Annotated in this window: 18 protein-coding genes; 11 read left to right on the forward strand and 7 right to left on the reverse strand. The window is 71.9% G+C overall.

The genetic code is table 11. The features are described from left to right. Window positions 1-258 precede the first annotated feature (258 nt). From scy to ACQB60_RS33035, 4 genes are all read left to right on the forward strand, one after another. Window positions 259-4116, forward strand: coding sequence for a polarized growth protein Scy (scy, locus tag ACQB60_RS33020; protein ID WP_496929791.1), 3858 nt, complete (start codon window positions 259-261; stop codon window positions 4114-4116). Between the two features lie 182 nt (window positions 4117-4298). Then, entirely contained in the window at window positions 4299-5234 is a 936-nt protein-coding gene (locus tag ACQB60_RS33025) for a cellulose-binding protein (RefSeq protein WP_496929792.1), read from the forward strand. Between the two features lie 89 nt (window positions 5235-5323). Further along, entirely contained in the window at window positions 5324-6304 is a 981-nt protein-coding gene (locus tag ACQB60_RS33030; protein WP_496929793.1) for an ABC transporter ATP-binding protein, read from the forward strand. A gap of 4 nt (window positions 6305-6308) precedes the next feature. Continuing rightward, the gene (locus ACQB60_RS33035; protein WP_496929794.1) at window positions 6309-7079 is read left to right on the forward strand and encodes an ABC transporter permease; all 771 of its coding nucleotides are present in this window, start codon (window positions 6309-6311) and stop codon (window positions 7077-7079) included. A gap of 12 nt (window positions 7080-7091) precedes the next feature. Here ACQB60_RS33035 and ACQB60_RS33040 read toward each other — a convergent pair whose 3' ends face one another. Continuing rightward, window positions 7092-7961 carry a hypothetical protein gene (locus ACQB60_RS33040; RefSeq protein WP_496929795.1) on the reverse strand — a complete coding sequence of 290 codons (870 nt, stop codon included), beginning with the start codon at window positions 7959-7961 and terminating at the stop codon, window positions 7092-7094. Window positions 7962-8245: 284 nt separating this feature from the next. Here ACQB60_RS33040 and ACQB60_RS33045 point away from each other — a divergent pair, with 284 nt between their 5' ends. The 3 genes from ACQB60_RS33045 to ACQB60_RS33055 all read left to right on the forward strand — a co-directional run bounded on the left by ACQB60_RS33045 (window position 8246) and on the right by ACQB60_RS33055 (window position 11443). Continuing rightward, complete coding sequence (locus tag ACQB60_RS33045) at window positions 8246-9136, forward strand: hypothetical protein (protein WP_496929796.1); 891 nt, start codon at window positions 8246-8248, stop codon at window positions 9134-9136. A 142-nt stretch (window positions 9137-9278) separates the two neighbouring features. Beyond that, the gene (locus tag ACQB60_RS33050; protein ID WP_496929797.1) at window positions 9279-10445 is read left to right on the forward strand and encodes an ATP-binding cassette domain-containing protein; all 1167 of its coding nucleotides are present in this window, start codon (window positions 9279-9281) and stop codon (window positions 10443-10445) included. Window positions 10446-10603: 158 nt separating this feature from the next. Further along, window positions 10604-11443 (forward strand): ABC transporter permease, encoded by an 840-nt coding sequence (locus ACQB60_RS33055; protein WP_496929846.1) that lies wholly within the window; start codon window positions 10604-10606, stop codon window positions 11441-11443. Between the two features lie 21 nt (window positions 11444-11464). On the opposite strand, the gene ACQB60_RS33060 is transcribed toward ACQB60_RS33055, so the two are convergent. After that, complete coding sequence (locus tag ACQB60_RS33060) at window positions 11465-11803, reverse strand: Rv1322 family protein (RefSeq protein WP_384850439.1); 339 nt, start codon at window positions 11801-11803, stop codon at window positions 11465-11467. Window positions 11804-12013: 210 nt separating this feature from the next. Here ACQB60_RS33060 and ACQB60_RS33065 point away from each other — a divergent pair, with 210 nt between their 5' ends. Further along, a complete protein-coding gene (locus tag ACQB60_RS33065; protein ID WP_496929798.1) occupies window positions 12014-13072 on the forward strand; it encodes an LLM class flavin-dependent oxidoreductase in 1059 nt (352 codons plus the stop codon). A 199-nt stretch (window positions 13073-13271) separates the two neighbouring features. On the opposite strand, the gene ACQB60_RS33070 is transcribed toward ACQB60_RS33065, so the two are convergent. Continuing rightward, window positions 13272-13664 (reverse strand): SCO5389 family protein, encoded by a 393-nt coding sequence (locus tag ACQB60_RS33070; RefSeq protein ID WP_384850433.1) that lies wholly within the window; start codon window positions 13662-13664, stop codon window positions 13272-13274. A gap of 220 nt (window positions 13665-13884) precedes the next feature. Between ACQB60_RS33070 and nucS the strand changes: the two genes are divergently transcribed. Beyond that, window positions 13885-14556 (forward strand): endonuclease NucS, encoded by a 672-nt coding sequence (gene nucS / locus ACQB60_RS33075; RefSeq protein WP_384850430.1) that lies wholly within the window; start codon window positions 13885-13887, stop codon window positions 14554-14556. Window positions 14557-14627: 71 nt separating this feature from the next. Here nucS and ACQB60_RS33080 read toward each other — a convergent pair whose 3' ends face one another. The 4 genes from ACQB60_RS33080 to ACQB60_RS33095 all read right to left on the reverse strand — a co-directional run bounded on the left by ACQB60_RS33080 (window position 14628) and on the right by ACQB60_RS33095 (window position 19529). Next, window positions 14628-17168: an ATP-binding protein gene (locus ACQB60_RS33080; RefSeq protein ID WP_496929799.1), complete on the reverse strand. Its 2541-nt coding sequence runs from the start codon at window positions 17166-17168 to the stop codon at window positions 14628-14630. Window positions 17169-17381: 213 nt separating this feature from the next. Further along, the gene (locus ACQB60_RS33085) at window positions 17382-17705 is read right to left on the reverse strand and encodes an STAS domain-containing protein (RefSeq protein WP_030792181.1); all 324 of its coding nucleotides are present in this window, start codon (window positions 17703-17705) and stop codon (window positions 17382-17384) included. A 147-nt stretch (window positions 17706-17852) separates the two neighbouring features. Then, window positions 17853-18701: a 3-hydroxyacyl-CoA dehydrogenase family protein gene (locus ACQB60_RS33090; protein ID WP_496929800.1), complete on the reverse strand. Its 849-nt coding sequence runs from the start codon at window positions 18699-18701 to the stop codon at window positions 17853-17855. A gap of 147 nt (window positions 18702-18848) precedes the next feature. Next, window positions 18849-19529, reverse strand: a complete 681-nt coding sequence (locus tag ACQB60_RS33095; RefSeq protein WP_496929801.1) for a TetR/AcrR family transcriptional regulator — start codon at window positions 19527-19529, stop codon at window positions 18849-18851. A gap of 98 nt (window positions 19530-19627) precedes the next feature. Between ACQB60_RS33095 and ACQB60_RS33100 the strand changes: the two genes are divergently transcribed. Both ACQB60_RS33100 and ACQB60_RS33105 read left to right on the forward strand, forming a co-directional pair. After that, complete coding sequence (locus tag ACQB60_RS33100; RefSeq protein ID WP_496929802.1) at window positions 19628-20410, forward strand: ABC transporter ATP-binding protein; 783 nt, start codon at window positions 19628-19630, stop codon at window positions 20408-20410. A gap of 5 nt (window positions 20411-20415) precedes the next feature. Next, window positions 20416-21171: an ABC transporter permease gene (locus ACQB60_RS33105; protein WP_496929847.1), complete on the forward strand. Its 756-nt coding sequence runs from the start codon at window positions 20416-20418 to the stop codon at window positions 21169-21171. Window positions 21172-21175 lie beyond the last annotated feature (4 nt).

The raw sequence follows: 21175 nt of genomic DNA on the forward strand, positions 1-21175 counted from the left end.
GGGTGCGGCCGTCCACTCGTGGGGCGGTCGCGAACCGGGGTCCGGGTATCGGGGGGCGTGCGTCGGGGCAGTGCGGCCCCTGCTCCGCTGTTGATCTGACACCATTCCCCGGGGGCCCCGTTCGGCGGATGGACGGGGTCGTTTGGAGCGACTTACGACCAGGAGTGGGGCTCCCCTGCTCAATGGGGCATCCCCTGCTCGAACGGAGTTGAGAGCTTGGGGAGGGAGCCGAGAGCTTGGGGAAGGATGGGGCCGGCAGTGCGGGGCTACGAACGCCAGGAGAGCTCGCGGGCTGAGGCAGGCCGTACCGACAGCCTTTCGCGGTTCGAGGCCGAGATGGACCGGCTGAAGACCGAGCGCGAGAAGGCCATCCAGCACGCCGAGGACCTCGGCTACCAGGTCGAGGTGTTGCGCGCCAAGCTGCACGAGGCGCGCCGCAACCTCGCGTCCCGCCCTGCCTACGACGGCGCGGACATCGGCTACCAGGCCGAGCAGCTGCTCCGTAATGCCCAGATCCAGGCCGACCAGCTGCGCGCCGACGCCGAGCGCGAGCTGCGCGACGCCCGCGCCCAGACGCAGCGCATCCTCCAGGAGCACGCCGAACAGCAGTCCCGCCTCCAGTCCGAGCTGCACGCGGAGGCCGTCTCCCGGCGCCAGCAGCTCGACCAGGAGCTCAACGAGCGCCGCCAGACCGTCGAGTCGCACGTCAACGAGAACGTGGCGTGGGCCGAGCAGCTCCGCGCCCGTACCGAACAGCAGGCCCGCCGCCTGCTCGACGAGTCCCGCGCCGAGGCCGACCAGGCCCTGGCCGCCGCCCGCGCCGAGGCCGAGCGCCTCACCGAGACCGCCCAGCAACGCCTCGCGAGCGACGCCGAGTCGGCGCGCACCGAGGCCGACGCGATCCTGCGCCGTGCCCGCACCGACGCCGAGCGCCTCCTGAACGCGGCGTCGACGCAGGCCCAGGAGGCCACCGACCACGCCGAGCAGCTGCGCTCCTCCACGGCGACCGAGTCCGAACAGGCCCGCCGCCAGGCCGCCGAGCTGGCCCGCACCGCCGAGCAGCGCATGGCGGAGGCCGAGACCGCCCTGCGCGAGGCGCGCAGCGAGGCGGAGAAGGTCATCGCCGAGGCCAAGGAGGCGGCGGCCAAGCAGCTGGCGTCCGCCGAGGCCGCCGGCGAGCAGCGCACGCGTACCGCCAAGGAGCAGGTGGCGCGGCTGGTCAGCGAGGCCACCAAGGAGGCCGAGGCCACCAAGTCCGAGGCCGAGCAGGCCGTGGCGGACGCCAAGGCCGAGGCCGAGAAGCTGATCGCGGAGGCCGGCGAGAAGGCCCGTACGGTCACGGCCGAGGAGACCGCCTCCCAGCTCGCCAAGGCCGCGCGGACCGCGGAGGAGGTCCTCAACAAGGCGTCGGAGGACGCCAAGTCGACCACGAAGGCCGCCGCCGAGGAGGCCGAGCGGCTGCGCTCGGAGGCCGAGGCCGAGGCGGACCGGCTGCGCAGCGAGGCGCACGACATCGCCGAGGAGCTCAAGGGCGCGGCGAAGGACGACACCAAGGAGTACCGCGCCAAGACCGTCGAGCTGCAGGAGGAGGCCCGCCGTCTTCGGGGCGAGGCCGAGCAGCTGCGGGCGGACGCGGTCGCCGAGGGCGAGCGGATCCGCGGCGAGGCCCGGCGCGAGGCCGTCCAGAAGATCGAGGAAGGCGCCAGCTCCGCCGAGGAGCTGCTGACGAAGGCGAAGGCCGACGCCGAGGAGCTGCGCACCTCCGCCGCCACCGAGAGCGAGCGGGTCCGTACCGAGGCCATCGAGCGCGCCACGACGCTGCGCAAGCAGGCCGAGGAGACCCTGGAGCGCACCCGCGCGGAGGCCGAGCGGCACCGCGAGGAGGCCGCCGAGCAGGCCGAGGCCACCAAGTCCGAGGCCGAACAGGCCGCGCGGGCGCAGCGCGAGGAGACCGAGCGGGCCATAGCGGCACGCCAGGCCGAGGCCACCGAGGAGCTGACGCGGCTGCGCACGGAGGCCGAGGAGCGCCTCGCCACCGCCGAGCAGTCCCTGACGGAGGCGCGCGCCGAGGCCGAGCGCCTCCGCAAGGAGGCCGCCGACGAGACGGAGCGGCTGCGCACGGAGGCCGCCGAGCGCATCCGTACGCTGCAGTCGCAGGCGGAGACCGAGGCCGAGCGGCTGCGCACCGAGGCCGCCGCGGACGCCTCGCAGGCGCGCGCCGAGGGCGAGGCCGTCGCCGTGCGGCTGCGCACGGAGGCCGCCGCGGAGGCGGAGCGGCTGAAGTCGGAGGCCCAGGAGTCCGCGGACCGCGTCCGCGCCGAGGCCACCGCCGCCGCCGAGCGCCTGTCCACCGAGGCCGCCGAGGCGCTCTCCGCCGCCCAGGAGGAGGCCGCGCGGCGCCGCCGGGAGGCCGAGGAGACCCTCAGCTCCGCGCGCGCGGAGGCCGATCAGGAGCGCGAGCGGGCCCGCGAGCAGAGCGAGGAGCTCCTCGCGTCGGCGCGCACCCGCGTCGAGGAGGCCCAGGCCGAGGCGGTCCGCCTGGTCGAGGAGGCCGACCGGCGGGCCACGGAGCTGGTGTCGAACGCGGAGTCGACGGCCCAGTCCGTACGGGATTCCGTGGCCGGGCTCCAGGAGCAGGCGCAGGAGGAGATCGCGGGCCTGCGCAGCGCCGCCGAGCACGCGGCGGAGCGCACCCGCAAAGAGGCTCAGGACGAGGCGGACCGGGTCCGCGCCGACGCGTACGCGGAGCGGGAGCGGGCCTCGCAGGACGCGACCCGCACGCGCGGCGAGGCCGCGGAGGAGGCCGAGGCCGCCAAGTCCCTCGCGGAGCGCACGGTTTCGGAGGCGATCGCGGAGTCCGAGCGGATGCGCGCGGACGCCGCGGAGCACGCCCAGCGGGTGCGTACGGAGGCGTCGGACGCCATCGCGTCGGCCGAGCAGGACGCCTCCCGCACCCGCGCCGAGGCCCGCGAGGACGCCAACCGCATCCGCAGCGACGCCGCGAGCCAGGCCGACACCCTCATCGGCGAGGCCACCAGCGAGGCCGAGCGGCTGCAGGCGGAGACCGCCGCCGAGGCCGAGCGGGTGCGCGCGGAGTCGGTGGCGAAGGCCGAGAAGCTCATCTCGGACGCGTCGGGCGACGCGGAGCGGCTGCGCGCCGAGGCCGCCGAGACCGTCGGCTCCGCCCAGCAGCACGCCGAGCGGATCCGCAGCGACGCCGAGCGCGTCAAGGCGGACGCGGCGGCGGAGGCCGAACGCCTCACGTCCGAGGCCCGCGACGAGGCGGAGCGCACCCTGGACGAGGCCCGCCAGGCCGCGAACAAGCGCCGCTCCGAGGCCGCCGAGCAGGTCGACAAGCTCATCACGGAGGCGGCCGCCGAGGCCGAGAAGCTCACCACTGACGCGCAGGAGAAGGCGCTGAAGGCGACGACCGACGCGGAGGCGCAGGCCGACACGATGGTGGGCGCCGCCCGTACGGAGGCCGACCGCCTGGTCTCGGAGGCGACCGTCGAGGGCAACTCCCTGGTGGAGCGGGCCCGTACGGACGCGGACGAACTGCTGGTCGGCGCGCGCCGGGACGCGACGGCGATAAGGGAGCGCTCGGAGGAGCAGCGCGACCGCCTCACCGCCGAGATCGAGGAGCTGCACGAGCGGGCCCGGCGCGAGTCGGCGGAGCAGATGAAGGCCGCGGGCGAGCGCTGCGACGCGCTGGTGAAGGCCGCCGAGGAGCAGCGTGCCGAGGCGGAGGCGAAGGCCAAGGAGCTGGTCTCGGACGCGAGTTCGGAGGCGGGCAAGGTGCGCATCGCCGCCGTCAAGAAGGCCGAGGCGCTCCTCAAGGAGGCCGAGCAGAAGAAGGCCGAGCTGGTGCGCGAGGCCGAGAGCATCAAGGCGGCGGCCGAGGCCGAGGCGCAGCGCATGGTCGACGACGGCAAGCGCGAACTCGACGTCCTGGTCCGGCGCCGCGAGGACATCAATGCGGAGATTTCCCGTGTCCAGGACGTGCTGGAAGCGTTGGAATCTTTCGAGGCCCCACCGAGCGCAGGCAAGGACGGTGGCGTCAAGGCCACAGCCGCGGCCGGGTCAACTCGTTCGAGTGGCAAGCCGTCAGAGGGCTAGCCAAAGAGCATCTCCCGTGCTTGGTAAGGACCTTCGGCACTGTTGCTTGCAAGCGCTCCGGCGGTACGCCACTCAAAAGGGGTGTCATTCTCCAGATCAAACGGGCATCTGCTCGATGACACGCCGCTTGGACCCCTAGGATTCCCTCTATCACCTCACCGGTCTCATTCGACAGGAACCCCATGAGCGACACTTCCCCCTACGGCTTCGAGCTTGTGCGGCGTGGGTACGACCGCGCTCAGGTGGACGAACGTATCTCCAAGCTCGTCTCCGACCGTGACAGCGCTCTTGCTCGTATCACTGCTCTGGAAAAGCGCATCGAGGAGCTCCACCTCGAGACGCAGAACGCCCAGGCCCAGGTCGCCGACGCCGAGCCGTCGTACGCCGGGCTCGGCGCGCGCGTCGAGAAGATCCTCCGCCTCGCCGAGGAGGAGGCCAAGGACCTGCGCGAGGAGGCCCGGCGCGCGGCCGAGCAGCACCGCGAGCTCGCCGAGTCGGCCGCCCAGCAGGTGCGCAACGACGCCGAGTCGTTCGCCGCCGAGCGCAAGGCCAAGGCGGAGGACGAGGGCGTCCGGATCGTCGAGAAGGCCAAGGGCGAGGCCAACGCGCTGCGGGCCGAGGCCCAGAAGGACGCGCAGTCCAAGCGCGAGGAGGCGGACGCCCTCTTCGAGGAGACCCGCGCCAAGGCCGCCCAGGCGGCCGCGGACTTCGAGACGAACCTCGCCAAGCGCCGTGAGCAGTCCGAGCGCGACCTGGCCTCGCGTCAGGCCAAGGCCGAGAAGCGGCTCGCGGAGATCGAGCACCGCGCCGAGCAGCTCCGCCTGGAGGCCGAGAAGCTCCGCACGGACGCCGAGCGCCGCGCCCGCCAGACGGTGGAGACGGCCCAGCGCCAGGCCGAGGACATCGTGGCGGACGCCAATGCCAAGGCCGACCGCATCCGCAGCGAATCGGAGCGCGAGCTGGCGGCGCTGACGAACCGTCGCGACTCGATCAACGCCCAGCTGACCAACGTCCGCGAGATGCTGGCGACGCTCACCGGTGCGGCCGTGGCCGCCGCCGGCGCGCCCGCCGAGGACGAGTCGATCTCTCGCGGGGTCCCCGCGCAGCAGACCCGCTAGTCCCCTGGTCCCCACCCCTTCGGGGCACGCCGAAGCCCCCTGCCACGCTTAAGTGGCAGGGGGCTTCGTCCCGTTCTAGCGTTGCGGTCATGATCGAGCTCGAGGGGCTGACCAAGCGGTACGGCGAGAAAGTGGCCGTCAACAACCTGACCTTCACCGTGCATCCCGGTGTCGTCACCGGCTTCCTCGGGCCGAACGGCGCGGGCAAGTCCACGACCATGCGCATGATGCTCGGCCTCGACCGGCCATCGGCGGGCCGCGTCCGGATCGACGGCCGCGCCTACGACCAGATCAGGCACCCGCTGAAGTACATCGGCGCCCTGCTCGACGCGAAGGCCATGCACGGCGGCCGCAGCGCCTACAACCACCTGCTGTGCCTCGCACAGTCCAACGGCATCCCCGCGAGCCGCGTCCATGAGGTCCTCGACACGGTCGGGCTCACCGCGGTCGCCAAGAAGAAGGCCAAGGGCTTCTCGCTCGGCATGGGCCAGCGGCTCGGCATCGCGGGCGCGCTCCTCGGCGACCCCGAGATCCTGATGTTCGACGAGCCGGTCAACGGGCTCGACCCCGAGGGCATCCACTGGATCCGGAACCTGATGAAGGGTCTGGCCGCCCAGGGCCGCACGGTCTTCGTCTCCTCGCACCTGATGAGCGAGATGGCGCTGACCGCCGACCACCTGGTCGTCATCGGCCAGGGCCGCCTCCTCGCGGACACCTCGATGGCCGACTTCATCAAGCAGAACTCCCGCGGCTACGTACGGCTGCGCTCCCCCCAGCAGGAGCGGCTGCGCGACGTGCTGCACGAGGCCGGGATCGCCGCCGTGGAGGCGGGCAACGGCACCCTCGAGGTGGACGGCCGCTCCTCCGACGAGATCGGTGAACTCGCCGCGCAGCACCAGCTCGTGCTGCATGAGCTGAGCCCGCAGCAAGCCTCCCTGGAGGAGGCGTTCATGCAGCTCACGGCCGAGTCCGTGGAGTACCACGCACACTCCGAGACCAAGCCTCCGGACACCAGCGGCTGGGGCGGGCAGTGGTCGCAGCAGTCACAGCAGAAGCAGCAGGAGGGCTGAGCCGATGTCATCGACACGGGTTCTGAAGTCGGAGTGGACCAAGATCCGCTCGGTCTCGTCGACGGTGTGGACGCTCGGCCTGTCCCTGGTGGTCACGGTCGCCCTCGGGCTGCTGATCAGCATCCTGGCGAAGAACGACTACGACTCCCTCGACGCCCAGGACAAGCTCACCTTCGACCCCACGTACACGAGCTTCGCCGGGATGGGCCTCGGCCAGCTCGCGATGATCGTCTTCGGCGTGCTCGTGGTGTCGAACGAGTACAGCACCGGCATGATCCGCACCTCGCTCGCGGCCGTCCCGCAGCGCGGAAAGTTCCTGTTCAGCAAGATCGCCGTCGCCACCGCGCTCGCGCTCGTCGTCGGCATGGCCACCGCCTTCCTGACGTTCTTCGTGGGCCAGGCGATGCTCGGCTCCCACAAGGCGCAGATCAGCGACCCGGGCGTGCTGCGCGCCGTCATCGGCGGCGGGCTCTACATGACGCTCATCGCCGTGTTCTCGATGGCCGTCGCCACCATGCTGCGCAGCCCGATGCTGTCGCTCGGGATCCTGATGCCGTTCTTCTTCCTGATCTCCAACATCCTGGGCAATGTGTCGGCGACGAAGAAGATCGGCCGCTTCCTGCCGGACCAGGCGGGCAGCAAGATCATGCAGGTGCGGACGCCGTTCGACGACGACACCCCGTACGGGCCCTGGGGCGGGCTCGCGATCATGGTCGCGTGGGTGGTGGCGGCGCTGATCGGCGGGTACGCGCTGCTGAAGAGGCGCGACGCGTAGCCGTACGGCGGTTCAGTCGTCCTCCGCCGTCGCCGCCGGCGGCGGCAGCAGCTCGTCGAAGCCGTCCCACCCTTCCCATGTCCACACGTCCCGCTCCAGGTCCGGCTGGAGCGGGACGAAGCGCCCGAGCTCGAAGTCGCCCTCGTCCACGTCGAACCATCTCTCGTCGGCGACCTCGGTGCCCAGGCGCACGGTCCGTGCCGTCAGCCGCACGAGCAGCTTCACTCCGTACGACCGGCTGAGGTCCTTCTCCTGGATCTCGGTGAACGGCAGCTCCGACACCGGCGCCCCCACCGGTATCCACACCGTGAAGGGCGCCCCGCGCTCGACCGCGAGCCAGTAGCGCTCGTCGGCCGGCTGGCCCTTCTCGTCCAGGACCTTCAGCCACTTCTTGTAGATGACGAGGCTGCCGTCGTGCGGCGAGCGCTCCAGGTAGCGCAGGTGCGCGCGGGCGCGCAGGTCCACGACGGAGAGGTTGTCGAAGCGGTTGTAGAAGCGCACCGCGATGATCGCGTCCTGGCTCTCGGCGTGCTCGCGCGCGTAACCGGGGAAGTCGGCGGTCCACGCCTGCGAGATGCTCGCCTTCTCCCGCCACACGAAGGGCCGCAGGGCGAACATCTTGATCACCACGATGCCGAGGAGCACCGCGGGCGCGAGCGCGCCGGTCACCGAGGCGAGGGTGGCGAGGAGCTGGTGGGCGGTGGAGTGCGGCTCGGGGTCGAGGTTGTCGGTGCCCACGCCGGCGCGCAGCACGGTCAGGCTGATGTCGAGGACTCCCTCGACGTCGGTGAACCGCTCCTTCATGGAGCGGGGTGAGCTCTCCGTCAGCGTCCACACCACGCCGACGACGACGGAGAACACCGCGAGCGCGGCGAGCGTCATCAGCAGCAGCGCGTGGACGGAGCGTCCGGCGATCCACCAGCGAACAGAAGTCCGGTATCGGGGGTGCGCTCTCGGCGCACCCCCGCCCCACCAAGCCCCCACGCCCCTCAACTCCCCTCCCATTGCGCCGAGTTGGCGCCCCCTCCCTAGAATGGGATGGCATCTTGCCCGGTAGCCGCTTCGGCCAATCACCCGACGCGGCGCGATTCCCGGGCACAGCACGGGTAGACCACGCGTGGAAGGCTGTGCACCTCCATCGCGCGACCACCCCGAAGGGCGTCACCGTGACGACGAAGGACCGAAGCCTCGCGGCACTGGGCCTGGACGACGTGCCGGCCCAGGAGCCGCTGACCTACCCCGGGCGGCCGACCCCGGGCCCCTCCCTGCTCACCGGCGAGGAGCTGCTGCGCCTCGGCGTGCGCCGCCTCCGGCTCGGCGAGTGGTACGTCGAGGAGCAGCGCGGCGACCAGCGGCTCGACGAGGCACTCACGGACCTCGGCCAGGTCGTCACGGGCCGCCGCCACCCGGTCATCGCCGTCGGCTCCAACGCCTCGCCCGGACAGGTCGCGCACAAGCTGACCCGGCTCGGCATCCCGGCCGCCGTGCCGATGGTCCCGGTCACGGTGCGGGGCATCGCGGTGGGCTGCTCGGGCCACATCAGCCCCGCCGGCTACGTCGCGGGCACCCCGTACGTGGACCGCGCCGCCGAGGCGTCCTTCGTGGTGACCTGGCTGGACTCGACGCAGCTGAAGGCGGTCGACGACACCGAGTTCCCCGACTACCGGCGGGCGATACTGCCGGGCGACGAGTTCGCCATGACGATGCCGTCCGGGGAGCGGCTCGGCGGCGCGTACATCTACTTCAGCGCGCACGGCGTCCTGGCCGACCCCGCGACGGGCCGGCCCCGGCCGGGCGGCGGCGACCAGGCGGACCTGCTCGCCGCGCTCCTGAAGGACTCCGACAGGCTGAGCGCGCTGCTCGGCCCCGACCCCGCGACCTGGGTACGGCGCGCGGGCGGCGACCCGGCCCTGCGCGCCCGGGGCACCCGCCTCTTCGGCGAGGAGGGCTGGGTGCTGCCGCAGACGGACTTCCTGCCGTACGTGGACGACTCGGCGGAGCTGCGCCTCTACGACGACCTGCCGCCCCTCGGAGGCTCCCTCTCCCCGTCCGCCTGACCCGCCGCCGCCAACAGCATCAAGGTGCACGCTGCACCGTCTTTTACTTCCTCTTGGCTGGAACCGTCAGCGCCCCGATATCCTCCTAACCCTTACGGGGGCGTGTGCCCCGACGTCCTGAACCATTCGATGGGTGCGGAGAATGATCGAGGCAGTCGGCCTGACGAAGCGCTACGGCGCCAAGACAGCCGTGTACAACCTTTCCTTCCAGGTGCGGCCCGGTACCGTCACCGGCTTCCTGGGCCCCAACGGCTCGGGCAAGTCCACGACGATGCGCATGATCCTCGGGCTCGACGCGCCCACCCAGGGCCAGGTGACGATCGGCGGCTACCCCTACCGCAAGCTCCCGAACGCGCCGCGGCAGGTCGGCGCCCTGCTCGACGCGAAGGCGGTGCACGGCGGCAGGCACGCCCGCAACCACCTCCTGTGCCTCGCGCAGCTCTCCGGCATCCCGGCCCGCCGGGTGGACGAGGTGCTCGGCGTGGTGGGCCTCCAGGAGGTGGCGAAGAAGCGCTCCAAGGGCTTCTCGCTCGGCATGGGCCAGCGGCTCGGCATCGCGGCCGCCCTCCTCGGCGACCCCCAGGTGCTGCTCTTCGACGAGCCGGTCAACGGCCTCGACCCCGAGGGCATCCTCTGGGTCCGCAACCTGATGAAGTCGCTCGCGGCGGAGGGGCGCACGGTCTTCGTCTCCTCCCACCTGATGAGTGAGATGGCGCTCACCGCCGAGCACTTGATCGTGATCGGCCGCGGCCAGCTGCTCGCCGACATGAGCGTCAAGGACTTCATCTCGCACAACTCCGCCGACTTCGCCCGGGTGCGCACCCCGGACAGCGAGCCGCAGGCGCGCGAGAAGCTCACCGCCGCGCTGACCGAGGCGGGCGGCCAGGTGCTGCCCGAGCAGGACGGCGCGCTGCGGATCACCGGCCTGCCGCTGCCCCGCATCAGCGACCTCGCGCACGGCGCGGACGTACGCCTGTGGGAGCTCTCCCCGCACCAGGCGTCGCTGGAGGAGGCGTACATGCGGATGACGCAGGGCGCCGTCGACTACCGCTCGACCATCGACCAGCGCACGGGCCTCCAGGAGCCGGTGCCGCAGGGCGCGCTGCCCGGCGGCATGCCCGGCGGGATGCCGCAGGGCCAGATGCCGGTGCCCGGCCAGGGCCAGCCCGGCTGGTACGCCCCGCCGCCGCCGCAGCAGGGCGGTCAGCCCTTCGCGATGCCGCAGACTCCCCCGGCCCAGCCCGCCGCTCCGGCGGCCCCGGCCGCCCCCGCCTCCCTGACCAAGCCCAACAACGAGGACCAGCGATGACCACGCCTCCGACTCCGCAGCAGCAGCCGCAGGCGCAGCCCCAGCAGGCCCCGCAGCCCCAGCAGGTGCAGCAGCCCCAGCACCAGCAGCCGCAGCAGGCGTACGCGATGGCGCCGCAGGGCGCGCCCGCCCCGGCCGCCGCGCCGGGCGGCGCCCCGATGGCCCCGCCGCCCGCCGCCCCCGCACCGCCCTCGGCCTGGCAGCAGGCGATGAACAACGCCTACACCTCGCCGATCCCGGTCAAGAAGACCCACCTCGGCAATGCCCTGAGCTCCGAGTGGACGAAGATCAAGTCGGTCCGCTCCACGATGTGGACGCTCGGCATCTTCCTGCTCCTGGTCATCGGCATCGGCCTGCTCGCGGTGGCGAACACGCAGCCGCGCGACTACGCGGAGGTGCCGTTCACGATCCCGGCCTTCTTCGGCCTGATGCTCGGCCAGATCTGCCTGATCACGCTCGGCGTCCTGGTGACCTCGTCCGAGTACGGCACGGGCATGATCCGTACGACGTTCACGGCGTCCCCGCAGCGCCACCGCGTCCTCGCGGCGAAGATCCTGATCTTCTTCGTGGTCGCCTTCGTCGTCTCCGCGGGCTCCATCCTGTTCGTCGGCCTCGTGGCCTCGGGCGTGAACAGCGGCCCGGAGGCGGGCGACGAGCCGTGGATGGGCACGGTCTTCAAGGGCGGCCTCTACGTCTCGCTGCTGGGCGTGCTCGCCCTCGCGGTCGGCTCCATGCTGCGGCACTCGGCGGGCGCCATCACGGCCATGCTGGGCGTGGTCCTCGTGCCCGCGATCCTGCCCGCGTTCCTGATGATCTGGGAGTCCACCCGCTCGCTGGCCGAGAAGATGATGGACTACAACGCCATCAACTCCCTCGCCAAGATCTTCGGCGCGGACGACGCGGGCTCGACCGGCACCTCCCAGCTGATGACGCTCGTCGTGGTCACGGTCGCCGCCGTGGTCGGCGCCTTCGCCCTCCTGGAGAAGCGCGACGTGTGAGACGGCTTCGGGGCTACTCGGCTAGTACCTCGGCGCGTTACGGGACCGCTGCACCTTCGTGGTGCGGCGGTCCTTCGCGTTCCAGCACGCCTTGTGCCAGTGCCGGCGCTCGTCGACGCCCGAGTGCTCGGGCCAGGCCACCACGTGCGCGAGCCCCGAGGGGATCTCCTGGTCGCAGCCGGGGCAGCGGTAGCGCTTCCCGGCGGCGCTCGCGCCCGCCACGTGGCGCACGCTCCACTGCTCCCCCTGCCAGCTCTCGGCGGACTGGAAGCCGCCGTACCGGCCCCCCTGCTCGGATCCGCCGCCCCCGCTCTGCCGGGACTCTGCGCCGCCCTTCGGGCGGTTTCTGCGCGGGGACACGGGACACCTCACTGCCATGGCCGGGGATCAGAGGGTGACCAGCCTACGCGCCGCGGACAGGGGTAGACGTGGTTCACGAACCACCACAGAACGCCCCTCATCGCGCAGAAAATCCGCCAATCCGCTTGGTAAGCCGTGCCCTTGGCACGTGTCATGCGTTGTTGCCTTTGGGGGGAGCGCCCGCGTCGGCGCCAAGGAGGCAGGAGTGCGATGCGCTTAGGAACATTTGTACTGGCCGCTCAGTTCCCGGGCCAGGGAGCGGGGGAAGCACTGCACCGTGCGGTGCGCTCGGCAGAGGTCGCCGAGGAGTCGGGGCTCGACTCCGTCTGGCTCGCCGAGCACCACTTCGTGCCGTACGGCACCTGCCCCTCCGCCGTGACGCTGGCGGCGCTGTTACTGGGCCGCACCCGCCGGATCCGCGTCGGCACGGCCGTCACGGTCCTGCCCACCTCCCACCCCGTCGCACTCGGCGAGCAGGCCGCGCTGCTGCACCTCACCTCCGGCGGGCGCTTCACGCTCGGCGTGGGGCGCGGCGGCCCCTGGGTCGACCTGGAGGTCTTCGGCACGGGCCTGGAGGCGTACGAGCAGGGGTACCCGGAATCCCTCGACCTGCTGCTGCGCTGGCTGCGCGAGCCCCGCGTCGCGGGCACCGGGGACCGCTTCTCCTTCCGCGAGGTCGCCGTCGTGCCCCGCCCGCAGGAGGCCCTCACCGAGGCGGGGGCGGACGGCACCGGACGACCGGAGGCCGAGGGCCCCGAGGTGGTCCTCGCCTGCACCTCGCCCGAGAGCGTGCGGCGCGCCGCCGAGCGGGGTCTGCCCATGCTGCTCGGCATGCACGTGGGCGACGACGAGAAGGCGGAGATGGTCGCCCTCTGGCAGCGGCACGCACGGGCCGCGGGGCGCACGCCGGACGAGATCCGGGCCGCGCCCCATGTGTCCGCCGGCGTCGCCCAGATCGCCGACCGCCGCCTGGACGCGGTGGAGTCGCTGCAGAAGGCGATGCCGGGCTGGCTGAAGCAGGGCCTCGACGCGCATGTCACCGTCGACGGCCGCGTCCGGGCGATGCGCGACCCGCACGCGTACACCGAACTGCTCTGCGGGCTGCACCCGGTGGGGACCCCCCAGGTGTGCGCCGACCGGATCGCGGCGACCTCGGAGCGGACGGGCATCACGCGCTTCGCGCTGCTCGTCGAGGGCTCGGGCGACCTCGCGGCGACGGAGGAGAACGTCCGCAGGCTGGGCGCCGACGTGCTGCCACAGCTGCGCTAGGGCCTGTCCGGCGGATCAGGCCGCATGATTCGAGCTTTGAGCTTGCCAGACCCCACGCCCGCGGCAAGAACCGCCGGACAGGCCCTAGAGGAGAAGCAAGCGGTACGGAGAGCCGGGGTGCCGGGTCAGGGCCTCTCGGCGGGGAGCTGCCGCTCCGGTACTAGTACACCTCCCGCGTACGGAGCGGCAGCAAAAGACGTCAGCAGTCCCGCAGTTCGGGCGACTGGTTCAGCAGCTGGCCCCTGATCGACGTGAAGCGGGCCAGCCTGTCGTCCACGGACGCATCCAGGGGGAACACCGCCACACGGTGGCAGTTCTGGAAGGCGAGCCGCACACCGAAGTGCCGCTGAAGAGCGCCGCGAATCGCGTCACTCGCGAGCGCGCGCAGCAGCTGGCCGCGCGCCTGCTCGTTCGGCGGCGGCGTCTGGTTGTCGGCGAACTCGCCGCCGTCGACCTTCAGCTGGGCCACCAGGGAGCTGATCATCTCCCATGCGTAGGGCAGGGAGGTCCGGACGCAGTCGACGAAAGCTGCTTCGTCGACCTCGCCTCGCTCGGCCTGTTCCAACAGTGCCGGTGAGACGTCGAGCGACATGGGTTCTCCTCTCGCACCCCCGGGGAGCGGGGGTTGACGGACAGGGAAGAAGGCTGATTGCACACATACGCAGCGTGCACGCATGACGACCTCCTGCTTATACGGTAGGCAACGCGCCGTGGCCGCACCAGGAGATTGGGAACATAACCGGCCAGGTTCGAAGGGGCCGATCAAGGGAGAAATCGCGTGCACCACCCGGTGTCGAGTAGCGTTGCCCACCATGCGTCTCGTCATCGCCCGCTGCTCCGTGGACTACGCGGGCAGGCTCACAGCCCATCTCCCGTCGGCCCCCCGTCTGATCCTCGTGAAGGCGGACGGCAGTGTCTCGATTCACGCGGACGACAGGGCTTACAAACCTCTCAACTGGATGTCCCCGCCCTGCACATTGAAGGAGGGATCGGGGGACGACGACGGTGTGTGGACCGTCGTGAACAAGGCGGGCGAGAAGCTCATCATCACGATGGAGGAGATCCTGCACGACTCCTCGCACGAGCTGGGCGTCGATCCCGGTCTCATCAAGGACGGCGTGGAAGCACACCTTCAGGAGCTCCTCGCGGACCGGATCGAGACGCTCGGTGAGGGGTATTCACTGATCCGCCGCGAGTACATGACCGCGATCGGCCCGGTCGACATCCTGTGCCGCGACGCCGACGGCGGCACGGTCGCGGTGGAGATCAAGCGGCGCGGCGAGATCGACGGTGTCGAGCAACTCACCCGCTACCTGGAGCTGTTGAACCGCGACCCGCACCTCGCGCCGGTCAAGGGCGTCTTCGCCGCCCAGGAGATCAAGCCGCAGGCCCGCGTCCTGGCCACGGACCGCGGCATCGACTGCGCCGTCCTGGACTACGACGCGCTGCGCGGCATCGAGGACGACAAGTTGCGCTTGTTCTGAGGCAGTTGAGCACGAAGAAGGGGCCGGGTCCACCAGGACCCGGCCCCTTCTCTCGTACGTTCTCGTACGCCTCAGATCACCGACGAGGCGGACGTGCTCGGCGCGCTCGACGAGGCGGACGCACTCGTCGAGGCGGGCGCGCTGCTGGCCGGGCCGCTCGCCGACGTGGAGGTGTCCGGCGAGGACGGGGCCTGGCTGGTCGGCGGGTTCGACGTCGGAGGCTTCGACGTGGGCGGCTGCGACGTCGGGGGCTTGCTCGTGGGCGGCTTGGACGTCGGGGGCTTCGATGTCGGCGGCTTGGACGTCGGGGGCTTGCTCGTGGGCGGCTTCGAGGTCGTCGGCGGCTTCGACGTCGTCGGGTCGTCCGAGGGGGTGCCGGACGGCGTCTGCGAGGGCTCGCCGCTCGTGCCGGGCCGTGTCGCGCCCGAGGTGCCCGGGGCGGGCACGCCGGGGCCGCTGGTGCCGTCGTCCGTGGGCTCGTCGGCGGGGAGCTTGCCGCCGTCCTTGTCCTCGCTCGCGGACTGCTCCGTCTTGACCTTCTCGGGCGGCGAGTCGTTGTCCGACGTCGCGCCGAGGGTCACCACGGTGCCGAGGACCGCGGCGAGGAGGGCGCCCGCGCCCGCGGCCACCAGGTTGCGGCGGGTGCCGCGCACGATGCTGCGGCGGCTCGGTGCGGCGCCGGAGCCCGCGGCCGGGGACGCCTGCCGGGTCACCAGGGTGTCCGGCTCTTCGGGGGGCTCGGGCAGCGCGAACGCCGCCGGTACGCCGCCGGGGGGCGACGCCGACTCCTCGTAGCGGGCGTCGGGCACCTCCTCCCCCGACGTCGAGCCGCCCGTCGAGGCGTTCGCCGCGCCCTCGGCCGGCAGCGCGCCACCCGAGCGGTCGGAGACCAGGGCGAGGGCTCTGCGGCCCGCGAACATGCCCCGCTTGTCGGCGAGGGCGCCGCGCAGCCCGACGGACGCCTCCAGCTCGGCGCGGGCCCGGTCCAGCTGACCGCCGCAGAGCGCGAGGATGCCCAACTCATGGTGGAAGTACGCCTCTTCGGCGACCTCGCCCGCGCTCCGCGCCGCCTCCTGCCCGGCCCTGAGCGCCCGCTCCCAGGCGCCCCAGTTCAGCCCGCCCGCGAAGGCGGGCGCGACCGTACGGGCCAGCAGGACGGCCGCGCTGGACTCACTGCCCGAGCCACCCGAGCCGCCGGCACCACCAGTACCACCAGCACCACCCGCGACCAGAGCCCCCAGCGCGGCAAGCACCGCGTCCGACTCCCCGGCCACCCGCTCCGGGCCGACCGAGGGATGCCCGGCCCACCACGCGTAGTGCTGGGCCGCGGTCTGCGCGCGCTCCGCCGCGTCGTCCGCGTACCCGGCGGCCTCCAGCTGAACGTGCACGCCCGCCGCGAGCCGGTAGTGCGCGCCGACCGGCGTGACCAGGGCGGTGGAGACCAGCTCGGACAGGGCGGCGTCCGCGTGGGTGTCGCCGACGAGCGCGGGCAGGTGCGCGGGGTGCGGCAGCCGGCCGCCGAGCGCCATCGCGAACCGCAGCGTGGCGCGGGCCGAGGGGCTCAGCCGCGAGGCGAGCAGGGCCGCGGGCGCGGCACCGTCGGCGAGCGAGGGCAGCGGCACGTCCTGAGGACCGTGGCCGCCGTCCGAGCCGAAGGGCGCGTCGAAGGGGGAGTCGAAGGGCGCGTCGACCGGAGCGGCGCCGGCCCCCTCGTCATCGCCGTACGCGGCAAAGGCGTGGGGGTCGGCGCGCAGCTGGTCGCGCTGGGCGAGCAGCGCTCCGGCCTGGACGAAGCGCAGCGGCAGCCCCTCGGACTCGAACCACAGGTCGCCCGCCCAGTTCGCCTCCTCGTCGGTGAGGACCCGCCCCACGACGCGCTCCAGGAGCTCCAGGCCGCCACTGCGGTCGAGCCCGCCGAGGAAGACCTCCTCGAGGTGGGAGTCCGGGGACGGCGCGGCGACGTCGGGCGTCGCCGCGACCAGGAAGGCGCACTCGGGCGTCGCGTCGAGCAGCTCCTCCAGGGCGGCCCCGCCGAACTCCAGGTCGTCCAGGACGACGACGGCGCCGATGTCGTGGACGAGTTCGAGCAGCAGCGCGCGGTCGGGGCGGTGCAGCGGCGCGTTGTAGACGGAGGTGAAGAGGTCGTACAGCAGGTCGGCCGCGCTGCGGTGGTGGCCGCTCAGGCGGACGATGCCGTCGGGCGCGAGGTCCGCGCAGTCCTCGGCGACGGCGTTGAGCAGCGAGGTGCGCCCGGATCCCGCGGGTCCGGTGAGCCGCACGGAGCGGCCGCGGGCGAGCAGCCGGACGAGCCGCTCGCGCTCCTCCTGCCGCTGCAGCAGCGGCATGCGGGGCAGCGCGGGCCCGGGCGGCAGCGGCGGTGCCGCGGCCCGGCGCAGCTCGGTGCGCTCGGCGGCGCCGTACTTCATGGGCCGCTCGGGCCGCTCCCCCGGAGGGCAGGGCTCTATCTCACTGCCGTCGACGGGGTTCACGGTGAGCAGGAAGTCGCCCGTGACGAGCTGCACGGTGCGGGCGAGCGCCGGCGCGGGCTGGCCGAAGTCGGGTGTCAACGGCGTATCGCGCCTCCCGCGGCGCGCCGAGCCGTCGTCAGTCATGCCGTTGTCCATGGTCAAAGCCCCCCAGATGCGTGGTGTGCCCGGCCCCCTCCGGCCTTGTGCACACTGCGCTGTCGCTTCTGGTCCGGTGCCCCCGTGTGGGTTCGTCTCATATCGGTGGGCGACCGAACCCTAGACCTTTGCTCAGTATCTACGGGAGGGCGGGGTACCGCCCTGCCCGAGACGTCACAGTCTCGTGAGGATTGTGGGTGCTCAGGCTCTGGGGAGCGATTCGACCCCGATGCCGCCCTCGATCGCGAGGATGCGGTGCAGTCGGGTGGCCACCAGGAGGCGCTGCATCTGGGGCGGCACATGGCGCAGTACGAGCCGCCGCCCGCACCGCCCGGCACGCCGGTGCGCGCCCATGATGACGCCGAGTCCCGTGGCGTCCCACGAGTCGAGTTCGGACAGGTCGAGCACCAGGTCGCCGGCTCCGTCGTCGACGGCCGAGTGCAGGACCGTACGGGCGTCCGCCGCGCTGCGTACGTCGAGGCGTCCCCCGACGACCAGCTGGGCCTGGTCGCCCCTGATGTGCATATGTGCTCCCCGAGATACGAGAGGTATCCATGTGATCTGGGTATGTCACTGCAACTGACTGGCCCAAGGGGCCAGAAGTTGCCGTCTGTAAGCGAACCGATACCGAATTCACTCCGTGAGGTGACCCGCGGGGCGTGACGTTCGGTGTCAGTGCTTGTAGAAGCCCTGCCCGCTCTTGCGCCCGATGTCACCGGCGTCAACCATCCGGCGCATCAGCTCCGGCGGCGCGAACTTCTCGTCCTGCGACTCCGTGTAGATGTTCTCGGTGGCGTGCAGCAGGATGTCGACGCCGGTCAGGTCGGCGGTGGCGAGCGGGCCCATGGCGTGCCCGAAGCCGAGCTTGCAGGCGATGTCGATGTCCTCGGCGGTGGCGACGCCCGACTCGTACAGCTTGGCGGCCTCGACGACGAGCGCCGAGATCAGACGGGTCGTCACGAACCCGGCGACGTCGCGGTTGACGACGATGCAGGTCTTGCCGACCGACTCCGCGAACTCCCTTGTACGGGCGAGGGTTTCGTCGCTCGTCTTGTAGCCGCGGACCAGCTCGCACAGCTGCATCATCGGGACCGGCGAGAAGAAGTGGGCGCCGACGACCCGCTCCGGACGCTCCGTCACAGCCGCGATCTTCGTGATCGGGATGGCGGAGGTGTTGGAGGCGAGCACGGTGTCCTCGCGCACCAGCTTGTCGAGGGTGCGGAAGATCTCGTGCTTGACCTCGAGCTTCTCGAAGACGGCCTCGACGACGATGTCCGCGTCGGCCGCCGCGTCCAGGTCGGTGGTGGTCGTGATGCGGCCGAGGGCCGCCTCGGCGTCGGCCGCGTCGAGCTTGCCCTTGCTCACGAACTTCTCGTACGACGCCTTGATCCCGTCGGTGCCACGGGTCAGGGCCTCATCGGTGACATCGCGCAGAATGACGTCCCAGCCCGCCTGGGCGGAGACCTGAGCGATGCCGGACCCCATGAGTCCGGCTCCGATGACGGCGAGCTTCCGTGCCACTGTGCGACTCCCCTTACCGACGGTTTACATTGCTCTTTGCCGGACCTTAGCGGCCGTCACCGCCGTGTGGGGCGCTTCGAGATGCGCGTCACGTCTCATCTGACGGACATCACACTCGAGATGAGCCCATCAGGCCCCCGAGAGGGCTCATTTGGCCGCGCGTACCGCGTAGTTGAGGACCTTGTCGCTCAGCAGGTCCGCCATCTCGTCGAGCAGGGCGAGGGCGTCGCGGGACACCTTGGTGGCCTTGCGCCCCTTCATCATCTCCGCGCCGATGTAGCGCACGAGGGCGCTCTCGACCCAGGCGAGCTGGCCGCCGATGAGCAGCGGCAGGGGGTCGTCCTCGTCGGCCCCGGTCTCCTCGCGCAGCGTCGCCACGATGGAGTCGAGCACCTGCTGCTGGAGGAGGAAGAGGCGGGCCTTGAGGGTGGGCGCTCCGTTGATCACGTGCATGAAGCGGTCGTAGCCGTCGACCAGGCCGACCCGGGGCGACACGGCCTGGATGTCGTGGCGCAGCTCGCGCACGACGGCGGCGGCCGCCGACTCTCCCGGCTCGCGGCCGCGCACCGTGCGCGAGAGGCGGCCCTGGACGCCGTCCATCCGGTCGAGGAAGAGGTCCTCCTTCGCCGGGAAGTAGTTGTAGACGGTGTTGACGGAGACGTCCGCGGCGGCGGCGATCTCCGCGATCGTCACGGCGTCGAAGCCGCGCTCCAGGAACAGCCCCGTCGCCACGTCGGAGATGTGCTGCCTGGTCCGGCGCTTCTTCCGCTCCCGCAGGCCCTCGGCCCGCGGCTCCTCGGCGGCCTTGGCGCCGCGTGCCTCTGCCATGCGTTCATCGTAGGCGTCGCCGGGCTCACTGAAAACTTGGAGTCATCGTAAAACTTGGTGGCATTGCAAAATTTAAGACGCTCTGTTTTTCTTGGGCCATGGCAATCATCAGTACCGCCGGACTCGCCCACACGTTCCGGACCAAACAGGGCACCGTCGACGCCGTGCGCGGCATCGACCTGCGCGTACAGCCGGGCGAGATCCTCGGCTTCCTCGGCCCGAACGGCGCGGGCAAGACCACGACCCTGCGGATGCTCACCACGCTCCTGACGCCCACCGGCGGCGCCGCCACGGTCGCGGGCCACGACCTGCTCCGCGACCCCCAGGGCGTGCGCCGCAAGATCGGGTACGTCGCCCAGTCCGGCGGCGTCGACCTCAGCGTCTCCGTACGCGAGGAGCTGGTCACCCAGGGCCGCCTCTACCGCCTGCCCAAGGACCAAGCAGCCGTGCGCGCCGAGGAGTTGGCGCACGACCTGGGCCTCACCGAGCTGCTCGACCGCAAGTGCGCGGCGCTCTCCGGGGGCCAGCGGCGCCGCCTCGACCTCGCCATGGGGCTCACCCACCGCCCGGAGATCCTCTTCCTCGACGAGCCGACGACGGGGCTCGACCCGGGCAGCCGCGCCGACCTGTGGCAGCTGGTGCGCGGCCTGCGCGACGAGTACGGCACCACGGTCGTCCTCACCACGCACTACCTGGACGAGGCCGACGCCCTCGCGGACCGGATCGTCGTGGTGGACCGGGGAGTCGTCGCCGCCGAGGGCACGCCGGGCGCGCTCAAGCTGCGGTACGGCGGCTCGCTCGACGCCTCGCTCCAGGACACGTTTCTCGCGATCACCGGCCGCGGTGCGGCGCCGGTGGACCAGACCCCGGTGGCGGTGTGACCTCGATGCAGACCTTCCTCTTCGACATCGCACTCGTCTTCGGGCGCTATGCCCGCCAGACCCTGCGCTCCAAGTTCCAGATCCTCTTCGGCGTCCTGATGCCGCTGCTCTACCTGCTCTTCTTCGGCCCGCTCCTCACCGACCTGCCGCTCGGTGCGCGGGGCGACTCCTGGCAGGTCCTGGTGCCGGGGCTGCTGCTTCAACTCGCCCTGTTCGGAGCCTCGTTCAGCGGCTTCGCGCTCATCATCGAGAAGCAGTTCGGGGTGGTCGAGCGGATGCGGGTGACGCCGGTCAGCCGGCTCGCGCTGCTGCTCGGGCGGGTGCTGCGGGACGCCGCGCTGTTCGTGTTCCAGTCGGTGCTGCTGGTCGTGGCGGCGGTGGCGATGGGGCTGCGCGCTCCGGTGGGCGGCGTCCTCATCGGGTTCGCCTTCGTGGCGTTCCTGTCGGCGGCGCTCGCCGCCCTCTCGTACGCCCTCGCGCTGAAGGTCGACAAGGCGCACGAGTTCGGCCCCGTCATCAATGCGCTGACCATGCCCTCGATGCTGCTCTCCGGCCTCATGCTGCCGATCGCGCTCGGCCCCGCCTGGCTGGACGTCCTGTCGCACTTCACGCCGTTCCGCTACCTGGTGGACGCGGTGCGGGCCGCCTATGTCGGCGACTACGCGAGCACGGCGATGCTCTACGGCGTCCTGATGGCCCTCGCGTTCGCCGCGCTGTCCGTGACGGTGGGCACACGCGTCTACCGGAAGGCCGGGGCCTAACTAC

Origin of the sequence: Streptomyces odontotermitis (genome assembly GCF_050510915.1) — a bacterium.
Classification (GTDB): domain Bacteria; phylum Actinomycetota; class Actinomycetes; order Streptomycetales; family Streptomycetaceae; genus Streptomyces.